The 12,417-nt window shown below is 66.4% G+C and carries 13 protein-coding genes; 5 read left to right on the plus strand and 8 right to left on the minus strand.

Features of this window, described 5'->3' with window-relative positions:
* Positions 1-44 precede the first annotated feature (44 nt).
* Positions 45-692 carry a response regulator gene (locus IEV83_RS04565; RefSeq protein WP_181758781.1) on the plus strand — a complete coding sequence of 216 codons (648 nt, stop codon included), beginning with the start codon at positions 45-47 and terminating at the stop codon, positions 690-692.
* Positions 693-694: 2 nt separating this feature from the next.
* Positions 695-1,213, plus strand: a complete 519-nt coding sequence (locus IEV83_RS04570; RefSeq protein ID WP_181758780.1) for an Hpt domain-containing protein — start codon at positions 695-697, stop codon at positions 1,211-1,213.
* 27 nt (positions 1,214-1,240) lie between these two features.
* Here IEV83_RS04570 and IEV83_RS04575 read toward each other — a convergent pair whose 3' ends face one another.
* Positions 1,241-2,380 carry a DUF2336 domain-containing protein gene (locus IEV83_RS04575; protein ID WP_181758779.1) on the minus strand — a complete coding sequence of 380 codons (1,140 nt, stop codon included), beginning with the start codon at positions 2,378-2,380 and terminating at the stop codon, positions 1,241-1,243.
* 94 nt (positions 2,381-2,474) lie between these two features.
* Positions 2,475-3,581, minus strand: coding sequence for a lytic transglycosylase domain-containing protein (locus IEV83_RS04580; protein ID WP_181758778.1), 1,107 nt, complete (start codon positions 3,579-3,581; stop codon positions 2,475-2,477).
* Between the two features lie 178 nt (positions 3,582-3,759).
* Here IEV83_RS04580 and IEV83_RS04585 point away from each other — a divergent pair, with 178 nt between their 5' ends.
* Together IEV83_RS04585 and IEV83_RS04590 are read left to right on the plus strand one after the other, a co-directional pair.
* Complete coding sequence (locus IEV83_RS04585; protein WP_181758777.1) at positions 3,760-4,221, plus strand: MaoC family dehydratase; 462 nt, start codon at positions 3,760-3,762, stop codon at positions 4,219-4,221.
* A 3-nt stretch (positions 4,222-4,224) separates the two neighbouring features.
* Positions 4,225-5,112, plus strand: a complete 888-nt coding sequence (locus IEV83_RS04590) for an HpcH/HpaI aldolase/citrate lyase family protein (RefSeq protein ID WP_181758776.1) — start codon at positions 4,225-4,227, stop codon at positions 5,110-5,112.
* Here the strand turns inward: IEV83_RS04590 and IEV83_RS04595 are convergent.
* The 3 genes from IEV83_RS04595 to IEV83_RS04605 all read right to left on the minus strand — a co-directional run bounded on the left by IEV83_RS04595 (position 5,109) and on the right by IEV83_RS04605 (position 7,559).
* Entirely contained in the window at positions 5,109-6,239 is a 1,131-nt protein-coding gene (locus IEV83_RS04595) for a calcium:cation antiporter (protein ID WP_181758775.1), read from the minus strand. The two genes, IEV83_RS04590 and IEV83_RS04595, sit on opposite strands and share 4 nt — an antisense overlap.
* 100 nt (positions 6,240-6,339) lie before the next feature.
* Positions 6,340-6,942, minus strand: coding sequence for a flavin reductase family protein (locus tag IEV83_RS04600; RefSeq protein WP_181758946.1), 603 nt, complete (start codon positions 6,940-6,942; stop codon positions 6,340-6,342).
* A gap of 2 nt (positions 6,943-6,944) precedes the next feature.
* Complete coding sequence (locus IEV83_RS04605; protein ID WP_181758774.1) at positions 6,945-7,559, minus strand: nitroreductase family protein; 615 nt, start codon at positions 7,557-7,559, stop codon at positions 6,945-6,947.
* 320 nt (positions 7,560-7,879) lie between these two features.
* Here IEV83_RS04605 and IEV83_RS04610 point away from each other — a divergent pair, with 320 nt between their 5' ends.
* Complete coding sequence (locus IEV83_RS04610; RefSeq protein WP_209002973.1) at positions 7,880-8,950, plus strand: RgsD C-terminal domain-containing protein; 1,071 nt, start codon at positions 7,880-7,882, stop codon at positions 8,948-8,950.
* On the opposite strand, the gene IEV83_RS04615 is transcribed toward IEV83_RS04610, so the two are convergent.
* The 3 genes from IEV83_RS04615 to yidD form a co-directional block, all read right to left on the minus strand.
* Positions 8,929-9,792 carry a lysophospholipid acyltransferase family protein gene (locus tag IEV83_RS04615; RefSeq protein ID WP_209003287.1) on the minus strand — a complete coding sequence of 288 codons (864 nt, stop codon included), beginning with the start codon at positions 9,790-9,792 and terminating at the stop codon, positions 8,929-8,931. The genes IEV83_RS04610 and IEV83_RS04615 overlap by 22 nt on opposite strands.
* 155 nt (positions 9,793-9,947) lie before the next feature.
* Positions 9,948-11,909 carry a threonine--tRNA ligase gene (thrS, locus tag IEV83_RS04620; protein WP_181758773.1) on the minus strand — a complete coding sequence of 654 codons (1,962 nt, stop codon included), beginning with the start codon at positions 11,907-11,909 and terminating at the stop codon, positions 9,948-9,950.
* Between the two features lie 109 nt (positions 11,910-12,018).
* Positions 12,019-12,363, minus strand: a complete 345-nt coding sequence (yidD, locus tag IEV83_RS04625) for a membrane protein insertion efficiency factor YidD (protein WP_181758772.1) — start codon at positions 12,361-12,363, stop codon at positions 12,019-12,021.
* Positions 12,364-12,417: the final 54 nt, after the last annotated feature.

Consider the following 12,417-nt stretch of genomic DNA (forward strand, 5'->3'; position numbering starts at 1 on the left):
CCGCTTGTTTTCACTGCCCCCGACCAGCCCCAGGGACACCCGCCATGCCACTCCCCCCCCTCGATCTCAGCGAGCTTCGGGTTCTCATCGTCGAGGACAACCCGTACATGCGCCAGATCCTGCGCATGATGCTGACCGGCTACGGGGTGCGATCCGTGTTCGAAGCCGAGGACGGCGCGGAGGCGCTGGAACTGGTCGCCAGCAGTGCCCCGGACCTGGTGCTGACCGACTGGCTGATGCCGATCGTCAATGGCGCCGAGCTGACGCGGATGATTCGCCAGATGCCTGCTCCGGCCTGCTTCCTGCCGATCATCGCCATCACCGCCCACACGGAAAAGCGCCGGATCCTCTCCGCCCGCGACAGCGGCATTACCGAGGTGATGTGCAAGCCGGTCTCCGCCCGAGGGCTCTACCTCAGAATCGCCAATTGTATCTTGAACCCGCGCGACTTCGTGCGTAGCCCCTCCTTCTTCGGCCCCGACCGGCGCCGCTTCCAGGCGCCGCTGCACAACGGGACCGAGCGACGCGGCACCGGTATCGCCGACGGATATACACTGGACGAGACCGGGGAACTGTCACAAAGTCAGGAAAACGCGGCCGTCGCCACCGGGCGAGCCGGCGCGTCCGACCCGTCACGGCGCGGCGCCGCTGCCGTGCGACAGGTCAGGACATCAGGTCAGGGAACTGTTTGAAGATGGCGAGAGAACCAATCGATCCCGATGGCCGCAACGAGGTGGTCAAGCCGCCGCGCGACCTGCGGTCGAAGGTTCGGGTGCTGAGCGGACGCGAGGCGGCCCAGTTCGACCCGGTCAAATCGGCCGAAGCGGCGCTTGAGCGCCTGTCCGGCGATTTCGAGAACTGGATGGAGGACGAGGTCCGCACGCTGGCCTCGGCCTGGGCCGACATCCAGTCCGATGGCCTTGACGAAGACAGAAGTCAGGTGCTGTTTCGCGCCGCCCATGACATCAAGGGTCAAGCCAGCACGCTGGGCTACCCGCTGGTGGGCGCGGTCGCCGGCAATCTCTGTCACCTGATGGAGCATGTGGACACGCCCACCCTGCCGCTCACGCTCGTTGCCCAGCATGTGGATGCGATTCGCGCGATGGTGCAGGAAAAGGCGCGTCAGGAGGACAATCCGACCGCCCGCGCGCTGGTCGACCGGCTCGCCGACGTGACCGATGATTTCATCACCCGCCAGTCGGATGCCAAATAGGCGCGACGACCTGCCAGCGCGCGCCGGTCAGGCCGCCAGCGCCCGCGCGACATAGGCCCGCGCCGCCTCGCGGGCGGTCTCCGAGGACACCCGCCGCAGCATGACCAGAAGGTCGTCCACCTCGGCCCCGTTCGCCGCCTGGTAGCGCGCCAGCACCTGCTCGATCACCTGCCGGGCGGTCGCCGGATCGGTGAAATCGGCGCCCTCATCTTCCACCTCGCGCCACACCTCGACGGCAACGACGAACAGGGTGTGCATTCGCGCGGGCACCTTCGCCCGGGCGAGCAAGGCGCGCACGGAGGCCGCCCGCCCCGTGGCGAGCACGGTGAAGACGCGCGGCGGCGCCATTCCGGAGAGCAGCGACAGCGCCGCTTCGAACAGAAGGATGTTGCCCGTGCAGACCGCGCGCAGCAACAGGGCCGGGGTCAGTTGCGCGGACTGGCGCAAATGCTCGGCCAGCGCCGCCATTTCGCCATTGTCCGCCGCCCGGGCCAGTGCCACGGTCGCCCGCTCGCGCGCGTCCGCAACCACCGCCTCGGCCCGATTGCCCGCAAGGCCCCGGCGCACCAGCGGGTGATCCCGCAGGACATCGCCGACCGCCTGCAACAGCATCTGCCGGATCTCGATCGGCGTTTGCGGCCACCGCAGCAAGGCCTCGCGCAGGGGCGCCGCGTGGCCGTGCCGCTCCACCAGCCGCGTCAGGCTGAAGGTGGCAATCTCCGCATGCTCGTTTTCCAGGAGCGCCAGACAGGCGGGCAACGAGCCGACCTCGGCGATGGCGGCAGCAACCGGCGCCGACAGGCCGACCCGGCGGGCAACCGCCACCGGGATCGGATCGGCAAGCCCGGCCACCGCGTCCACCAGTTCCGCATCCAGCAGCACCGGCGAATGCCTGAACACAATGGTTGCCACCTCCGGCAGGTCCGACATCAGCGCCAGCACCACCTCGCGCGGCGCCGCTTCGCTGCGCGCCAGCGCCTCGGCCATAGCGCGGCGAACGCCGGGAGCCGGATCGTCCAGCAGGAAGATCATCGCCGACAGCGCGGCCTCGCGCTCGCTTTCGTCCAGATCGGAATAAAGATAGGCCCGTGCCAGCGCACTGGTGGCCTCCGCCCGGCGCGGCGCCGGCGCATCGGCCATCCACCGCAGGAACTGCTGAACGATCATGGTGCGACTTCCCAACTCACGGCACTTTCCGCATTCAAGGGGAAAGTATGCCGGGGAAACGCTTAATGTTTCGTTCACCATAAAACGGGGCGGATCAGGCGGGCGGCAGCAGGTCCTTTTGCTGCAGCGCCGGCCGGTAGCTGAGGAAGCCGGTCAGGTCCATCGGCCGGCTTTCGCGGGCCACCGGTACCGGCGCCGTATTGGCCTGGGCCAGGATCTGCATGCGCCGTGCGCTGTAGGCATCGGTTTCCCCCGCGTTGGCCTCGCGGCTGAACGCTTGCCGGGCAACGTCCCGCTGCCCTGCCTCCTGCGCCGCGAAGGCGGTGAGGAAGGTCGCATTCATCGAGGCACGTTTCGCCTCCACCCCGTTGCGGAACAGGGCATGAAACGGCGAGGAAACGTCATCGGTCGCCGACCAGGCATTCAGCACCCGGCGGGTCGGATCGCCCATCGACAGCCCGCTTGCCGGGATATCGAGATTGGCCGGGACGCTCGCACCGGCGCGCGCCTCCATCCGCCCCGAAAGCGCATCCGACTTGGCGGTCGGCAGCACGGCAACCTGTGTCGTGCCGGTGACAGGCACGCTGGTGCCGCCATGTTTGGCAACGAGATTGGCATAGACCGCCGCGACCGAGCGCGGGCTCCCGTCCCGCTCATAGAAGATCGGACGGTTGGCCTTCGCCTGGCGGGAAAACACCTGATCGGCCGCAAGGGTCGGCTGGCTCTCCGCCAGCCGGATCAGCTTGTTCGCCCCGCCCGCGCCGAGGAAATGGGCGATGTACAGCTCGCCCTGATTTGGCTGGCGGCCGAGCTTGGCGGTGAGATAGTCACTGTTCTTCCGGGTCAGTTCCCCGGCCATCACCGAGGCGACTTCCGCGTTGTCGCGCAGCGCCAGGATTTCCCGGCGCATGGCCGGATCGCTCACCTTGTAGCGGCCGCTGGAGGTGCGGCTGATCTGGTCGGCATAGTGGCCAAGGCCATGCTTGTGGCCCGACTGCTTGACCGTCTCCAGCCAGGTGCTTTCGATAAACTGGAACAGGCCGGACGCACTGGACGTGCCGGCCTTGGCATCCTCATCGAAATTCGATTCCCGCCGGGCGGTGCGCACCAGATAGTCGAAGGAGGTTCCCGTGGTCGTGCTGGCGGATTGGAACGCTTGCTCGATCCGGGACGCGATCGAGAACGGTTCGCCGACTTTCATGCTCCGCTCTCCCTGAAGACAGGACCCTTAGGATTTGGTTAACAATCCGGTGCAAGTGGTTAACGAGTGGTTAACGCCTGCCAACATCCGTTGCACACTGCATTTTCCGGCGTTAAGCCGGAGACAGGAGGCGCCGGAATTGACACATCCCGGCGCGACTCGCGGGAGGACAGCGCAGATGCCAGGATTGTATTTCGAGGAATTCGACGTCGGTCACGTGTTCCATCACAGCCTCACCCGGACAGTGACGGAGATGGACAACATGCTGTTTTCCAACATGACCCTCAATCCGCAGCCGCTGCACATCGACCGGCATTTCTGCGAGACCGAAACCGAATGGGGCCAGCCGCTGGTCAACAGCCTGTTCACCCTCGGGCTGCTGATCGGCATTTCGGTGAATGACACCACGGTCGGCACCACCATCGCCAATCTCGGCATGAACGACGTGAAATTCCCCAAGCCCCTGTTTCAGGGCGACAGCGTCCATTGCACCACCGAGGTGATCGGCAAGCGCGAGTCCCGCTCCCGCCCGGATGCCGGCATCGTCGAGTTCGAGCACAAGGCCTTCAACCAGCACAACGATCTGGTCGCCGTGTGCCGCCGCCAGGCCTTCATGCGCCGCAAGTCGCCGGAAGCCTGAGCCATGCGGTCCCTGCTCTTCGTGCCCGGCGACAGCGAGCGCAAGCTCGCCAAGGGCCTTGCCAGCGGCGCCGATTGCCTGCTGATCGACCTTGAGGATTCCGTTGCGCTCGACAACAAGGACACCGCCCGCGCGGTGACCGCCGCGTTTCTCGCCGCCAACGTCAAGACCGCCAGCCGGCCACGGCTCTATGTGCGGGTCAACGCCCTCGACACCGGCCTGACCGACGGCGATCTCGATGCGGTGATGGCCGGCGCCCCGGACGGCATCATGCTGCCCAAGTCGATCTCCGGCCGCGATGTACAGCACCTCGATGCCAAGCTGGCGGTGCGCGAGGCCGAGTGCGGCCTTGCCGATGGCGCCACCCGCATCCTGGTCGTGGCGACGGAAACCGCCGCGTCCCTGTTCAATCTGGGCAGCTATCAGGACGCCAGCCCGCGTCTTGAGGGGCTGACCTGGGGCGGCGAGGACCTTTCGGCCGATATCGGCGCGCTGGCCAACCGGGACGCCTCCGGTGCCTATACCGATCCCTATCGCCTTGCGCGCAGCCTGTGCCTGTTCGGCGCGGCGGCGGCCGGCGTCATGCCGATCGATTCGGTCTTCACCGGCTTCCGCGACATGGAGGGCCTGCGCACTGAAGCGCTCGATGCCCTGCGTGACGGCTTCACCGCCAAGATGGCGATCCACCCGGCGCAGGTGCCGGTGATCAATGCGGTCTTCACCCCCTCCGAGGAGGAGGTGGCCCGGGCGGAACGGATCATTGAGGCGTTCCGCGCCGCCGGCGACCCGGGCGTTGTCGGTCTCGACGGCGAGATGCTGGACCGCCCGCATCTGCGCCGGGCGGAAAAGGTGATCGCCCGCGCCCGGATGGCCGCAGCTCCCGCGCCTTAGGGAATCGCGGAGAGAAGCAGGAAGACCGCGAAAATGCTGAGGTGCACGGCCCCTTGCAGGATGGTCGTGCGCCCGGTGCCCAGCGTCAGGGTGCTGACAAAGAGCGTCAGCACCAGCAGCACGATGTCCTCTGCCACCAGGCCGAGAACGAGCGGCTTGCCCATGGTGACCGACACCGCCGCCACCACCGGAATGGTCAGGCCGATACTGGCCAGCGCCGAGCCGAGCACCAGGTTGACGCTGTTCTGCAACTGATTGTGCAGGGCCGCCCGCACCGAGGCGATGCCTTCCGGCAAGAGCACGATGGCAGCGATCACCACGCCGACCACCGCCTGGGGCAATCCGGCATGTGCGACCGCCGTGTCGAGCGGGTGGGACAGGATCTTGGCGAGCAGGATCACGATCAGCAGCGCCGCCGGCAGCAGAACCACGCTGACCAGCGTCACCGCCCGCGAGGGAACCTCATCCGCCACCCCATGCAAAAGCTCAGGCTCCGCCTCCGGATCAACGAGCGCCCCACGCTCCACTTCCATGAAATAGTCGCGGTGGCTCACGGTCTGCACGAAAACGAAGGTGGCGTAGAGCCCGAGCGACACCACGCCGATCACCAGAAGCTGCAAAATGGAAAACTGCCCCTGGCCGCCGGCCAGAACGAAATTCGGCAGCACAAAGGAGACCGTGGCCAGGGTGCCGAGAACGGCCAGAGAGGCGGAGGCGGCATTGAGCTGGAAGGATTGCTCGTGATGGCGCCGACCGCCGAGCACCAGGCAAAGGCCGATCACCCCGTTGAGCACGATCATGATGGCGGAAAACACCGTGTCACGCGCCACCTCCTCGTTGCCCTCCGCACCCGAAAGCATGATCGAGACGATCAGCGCCACTTCGATCACGGTGACGCAGACCGCAAGAATGATCGAACCGAAGGGTTCGCCGACCCGCGCCGCCAGCACCTCCGCATGATGCACGGAGGCGAACACCGCGCCGCCGAGCAACAGCGTGACGAGCCCGAGCACCGCGCCGGAGTCCTCCGGCAGCACATCTGTCATGATGAGCGCAAGGACGAGAGCAGCCGCCGCCGGCACCAGCCAGGACCAGCGCGGAATGGAGCCATGGCTGGCGTGCGACATGAAATCCCCCTGAAAAAAAGATCCGCACCGGCGGCCGCCGGCGCGGATCTCTTCTAGCGGGAAAAAACGTCAGGCCGGTTAACGGCGCGTCGGTCGGGCCTCAGCCCCGAGGCCGGTCCAGCTCGAACACGCTGTCGACCACCGCGTAATCCTTGTAGCCAAGGCGCGAGAGCGGCCGGGCCACCGTCACATCGAACCGGCCATCGACCAGCGCGTCCTCGGCCAGATGCACCGCGACCACTTCGCCGAACACCACCCAGTTGTCGGCGGGCTGACCGTTGAGCCCGGTCGGACGCACGGTCTGCAGGTAGCGGCATTCCATCACCGCCTTGGCCTCCGCCACATGAGGAACGTCCACCAGTTTCGACGCCGCCGGGGTCAGACCGGCCTTCTCGAACTCCGAGATCCCGTGCGGATAGGGCGCGGAAGACAGGTTCATCTGGTCCTTCAGATCCTCGGTCGCCAGGTTGAACACGAAGGCGCCGGTGGCTTCCGCGTTGCTCACCGTGTCCTTGTAGCCGGAGGAGGAGAAGATCACGATCGGCGGCGTGTCCGACACGGCGTTGAAGAAACTGTAGGGCGCAAGATTGACGGTGCCATCCGCCCCCCGGGTGGAGATCCAGCCGATCGGGCGCGGCGAGACGATCGCCTTGAACGGATTGTGCTTCAGGCCATGGCCGTCGGCGACCTCATAGGAATACATGCTCATGCTCCGGTCCATTCGGTGATCAGGCTGTCGAGGTCCGGCCGCGCCCGGTCGGCGGGCGTGTGCGTCGGGCTGCCGATGTGGATAAAGCCGGCGATCCGCTCGGTCCCCTCAACGCCAAGCAGCGCCGCCGCTTCATCATCGAAGGCCATCCATTCGCTGAGCCACTGGCCGGCGAAGCCCGCCGCATGGGTGGCGGTCAAAAGGTTCATGCAGACGGCACCGGCGGAAAGCTCCTGTTCCCACAGCGGGATCTTCGGATGCTCGGCGGCGCAGCTCACCACGGCCACCACCAGCGGCGCGCGCACGAACCGCCCGGCTTCCTGGGCCTTGCGCTCGTCCGAAAGCGGCCCTTCGCGCGCCTCCAGCAGCGCCACCAGCCGGTCGCCATAGGTCTGCCGCGCCGCACCACGCAGCACGATGAAGCGCCAGGGCGCCAGCTTGCCATGGTCAGGCACCCGGGCGGCGGCCGTGAGCAACAGGCGCAACGTCTCGTCCGACGGGGCCGGCTCCGCCAGCGTCAGGGCGAGATGGGAACGGCGGGTCAGCAGCAATTGCAGCATCGGCGAGGGAAGCGCTTCGGAAGAAAGCGTCGGGGAGAGGTCCGCGGTCATGGCTGTCCTTGTCGGATCGGCGCCTCGCCGGGTCGCGACCGACCGGGCCAGGGCTGATGATCGTCATCTCGGTGTGGAGTGGGAGAGCACCGTATCTGGGTTTGGCGACCGTGGGATGCTCCAGCGTCTGGACACCTGACCTAATCACAATTTCGCTGCTGTCAATCCTCCGCCCCCCGCCGCGCGTCGCCTCACCTTGCGGCCGCTGACAGCAAGGAGACTTGAAATCGCCCCAGTTTTGGTCTTTGCAGGGGGATGGTTCGCGCTTTGCGAACCGGCACACCCATGGCGGAGAGTTTTTGATGCGCGGAATGCTCCTGATGGCAGCAGGTTGCCTTGGCCTTGTTCTGAACGGCCCGGCGGCATTGGCGCAGGTTTCGGTCGTCCCGACGGCCAAGCCCGACATCCCCTCCGCCGCCCCTGCCGCTCCGGCGGCGGAGGATCCGCTTGGCCCGTTGATCGGCGGCGAAGGCGCCGCCACCGACCTTCTGGCTGACCAGCCGGCCGAACCGGCGCTCGATCCGCTTCTTGAGGGGTTGGCCCCCGATGGCGGTGTCGCTGCGGTCCCCTACGCCCCCTCCTCCCTGCCGGAGACCGGCATGCCCGGCCCGCAGCAAAACCTTCCGGTCTATCTGGTGGCCCGGCTGAGCGACGGCGGTCCGGCCCTGACCGATGGCGTTGCCTGGCGCGTCTACTCCGACCGCCCCGGCGACAAGGGCAAGCTGGAGCTGGTGGCGACCGCCAAGGGCGGCGACGCCGATTTCCGTCTCGCCCCCGGCAACTACCTTGTACACACCGGCTATGGCTTTGCCGGCAGGACCACCCGCATCACCGTCGGTGGACAACCCACCAGCCAGACGGTCCTGCTCAATGCCGGCGGCATGAAGCTGGATGCGGAATTCGCCGGCCACCAGCCGATCAAGACCGGCAAGGTGGTGTTCGATATCTATGAGCGGGAATTCGACAGCCGGGGCGAGCGCCGGATCGTCGCCCGAAACATCGCCCCGGGCGCCATCGTCCGCCTGAACGCGGACACCTACCATGTGGTCAGCCGCTATGGCTCGGTCAACGCCACGGTTCGCGCCGACATTCACGTCGAACCGGGCAAGCTGACCGAGGCGACCGTCTACCACAATGCCGCGCGGGTGACCCTGAAGCTGGTCAACCAGCCCGGCGGCGAAGCCATCGCCAACACCGCCTGGTCGATTCTCACCCCCGGCGGCGACGTGGTGGCGGAAGGCAACGGTGCCTTCCCCTCCTTCGTGCTGGCCAATGGCGAATACCAGGTGTTTGCCCGCAACAACGCGGCGATCTATTCCCGGGAGTTTAACGTGGTGACCGGCCGCCATGGCGAGGTCGAGGTGATCGCTCAGGAACCGCTCAGCAACTGATCCCGCGCGCGCGCCGGCGCCAGCGTCATCACGCGCCGGTACAGATGGCCAATCACCGCCTGCTGATCCGGCAGTGCGGCCAGCTCACCATAGGGAATCGGCGCGCCGATCCGCACCTTCAGCTCCGAGCCGATGATGCGCCGGAATTCATGCACATACATCGACAGCCGCAGGGTGAGCGACAGGCGCGAGACCAGATGGAACAGCGCTGAGTTCTGCCCTTCGAAGTAAAGCGGCAACACGGTCGCCCGCGATGCGCGGATCATCTTCGCGGTGAAGGTCTTCCACGGCAGTTCCCGCGCCGGGCCGAACGGGCGCGACGCGGTCGCGACCCCGCCGCCGGGAAAGACGATGATCGTCACCCCCTCCCCGATGAGGCGCAGCGCCTCGCGCCGGGTCGCCATGTTGGTGCGCAGCGCCTCCGCGCTCTCCTCGAAATCGATGGGCAGCGCAAAGGGGCGGATTTCCGGCGCCTTCATCAATTCGTTGTTGATCAGGATGCGAAAAGGCCGGCCCAGCCGCTCGGCCAGCGACAGGATCGCCAGCCCGTCACCAAGACCGTAGGGATGGTTGGCGATCATCACCAGCGGCCCCTCGGGCAACTCCGCAGGCGGCCAGACCCCCTCTTCCACCACCACGGAGATGCCGACCAGCGCCAAAAGATCGCTCCACATGCAGGAGGACCCGGCGATGAGCGCGTCGCGCCAGGATCGGTAATAGCCGAGCAGGTGCTCCCGGCCGGACAGCCGCTCGATCGCCGAGATCAGCCAGCGCTTGACCGGCGGATGATCCGCGTTGGCATAACTGAGTTCCGTGTCCTGCACCGCTGGTTCCGTTCGCATGTCATCAGTTTTTTCGGGCCGCACCCTGCCTCCGTCCTTGTGACAGGAAGACGACAGCAGCGCTCTTGGAGCGAGCAAGAAGACACAAAACGGCCGGCGCGAAGGTCTGTCCTCGCGCCGGCCTGGGGTCTGCCTTGCCTGTCGTCAGAGGCCGATCACTCGGCGGCGGGCCGCAGGTCCGGCGCCACCGCTTCCTCGGCCAGCGAGGACACCGCCTCGGCCAGCGCCATCGGCGTCTGGTGCTTGGAGCCCAGACGGCGAATGTTGACCGTGCGCTCTTCCGCCTCGCGCTTGCCGCAGACGACGATCACCGGCACCTTGGCCAGCGAATGCTCGCGGACCTTGTAGTTGATCTTCTCGTTGCGCAGATCGATGTCCGCCCGCAAACCCGCCGCCTTCATCTCCGCCAGCACCTCACGGGCATACTCGTCCGCCTCGGAGGTGATGGTGGTGACGATCACCTGCTGCGGCGCCAGCCACAACGGGAAATGGCCGGCGAAGTTCTCGATCAGGATGCCGAGGAAACGTTCCATCGAGCCGCAGATCGCCCGGTGGATCATCACCGGGGTCTTCTTCTCGCCGTCCTTGTCCACATAGAAGGCGCCAAAGCGCTCCGGCAGGTTGAAGTCCACCTGGGTGGTGCCGCACTGCCATTCACGGCCGATGGCATCGCGCAGGGTGTATTCGAACTTCGGCCCGTAGAACGCACCCTCGCCCGGCAGGATATCGGTCTTGATCCGCCCGCCCGACTGGTCGGCGATCTGCTGCAGCACCTTCTCCATCACGCTTTCGGCGTGATCCCAAAGCTCGTCCGAACCAACCCGCTTTTCCGGCCGGGTGGACAGCTTGACGACGATCTCATGGAAGCCGAAGTCCTCGTAGACCGACAGAATCAGGTCGTTGATCTTCAGGCATTCCTCGGCCATCTGCTCTTCGGTGCAGAAGATATGCGCATCGTCCTGGGTGAAGCCGCGCACCCGCATCAGGCCGTGCATGGCGCCGGAGGGCTCATAGCGGTGCACCGCGCCGAACTCGGCCATGCGCAGCGGCAGGTCGCGGTAGCTCTTCAGCCCATGCTTGAAGATCTGCACGTGACCGGGGCAGTTCATCGGCTTCAGCGCGAACAGGCGGGTATCTTCCGCTTCCGTGTCGGCGCACTGCACGGAGAACATGTTCTCCTTGTACCAGCCCCAGTGACCGGAGGTCTCCCACAGGGAGCTGTCGAGGATCTGCGGCGCGTTGACCTCGTCGTAGTCCTCCGCCAGCCGGCGGCGCATGTAGGACACCAGGCTCTGGAACAGGCTCCAGCCCTTGGCGTGCCAGAACACGACGCCCGGCCCCTCTTCCTGGAAATGGAACAGGTCCATTTCCCGGCCAAGGCGGCGATGATCGCGCTTTTCCGCCTCCTCCAGCATGTGGAGGTAAGCCTTCAGTTCCGCGTCATTGGCCCAGGCGGTGCCATAGATGCGGGTCAGCATCTCGTTGTCGCTGTCGCCGCGCCAATAGGCGCCGGCCACCTTCATCAGCTTGAAGCTGTCGCCGATCTGCCGGGTGGAGGCCATGTGCGGACCACGGCACAGGTCGAGCCAGTCGCCCTGGCGGTAGATCTTCACATCCTCGCCGGCGGGAATCGCGTCGACCAGTTCCACCTTGTAGGTCTCGCCGCGCTCCAGGAAGAACCGCTTGGCCTCCTCGCGCGACCAGACCTCCTTGGTGAAGGCGTCGCCGCGCTGGATGATCTCGCGCATCTTCTTCTCGATGACCGGCAGATCCTCGGGGGTGAAGGGCTCGTCGCGCTTGAAGTCGTAATAAAAGCCGTTCTCGATCACCGGGCCGATGGTGACCTGGGTGCCCGGCCACAGCTCCTGCACCGCCTCGGCCATCACATGGGCCGCGTCATGGCGGATCAGCTCCAGCGCGCGCGGATCGTCGCGGGTGACGATCTCCAGCCGGGCGTCTCCGGTGATCGGCTCCGACAGATCGGCGAGCGCGCCGTCGAGCGCAACGGCAACCGCCTTCTTGGCCAGCGACTTGGAAATGCCGGCGGCGATCTCCGCGCCGGTGGTGCCAGCGGCAAAATCGCGCACGGAATTGTCAGGGAAGGTCAGATGAATCATGTCTGTCTCCGGCTCACTCCTGCAAACGAGGCAGGTAAGCAATGCTGTCGTGGGAAGGCCCTCATGTAGGGGATTTGCGCGCCAGGGGCAAGCCGCCGGCCCGCCCGGCTCAGTCCAGCCGCGTCTTCGGGTCGATATGATCGCTTTTCCACTGCCCGTAGCGCCAGGGCGCATACCAGCGCGCCTGTTTCGGCAGGGCCTCCGGCGCCGGATCATAGCCGCTGCCGCCCCCCGGACGGCAACGCTGCACCCGGGCAAGACCGACCCAGCCGCCGCGCCACAGCCCGTACCGCCGGATCGCATCGGCGGTGTATTCCGAACAGGTTGGCGCGTAGCGACAGGTCCGTCCCAGGAACATGGAGAAGGTGAGCTGATAAAGACGGATCAGCCCGAGGGCGATCAACGCCACCGGGCCGGGGCGGCCGGCGTTTCGCGATTGTTGCGGCGGGCACATGGCAATGCTTTCTACCGAAGCCGGACCCCGGTGCGCCGGAGGCTCGGACCGTCA

The organism is Stappia taiwanensis (genome assembly GCF_014635285.1).
Lineage (GTDB): Bacteria > Pseudomonadota > Alphaproteobacteria > Rhizobiales > Stappiaceae > Stappia > Stappia taiwanensis.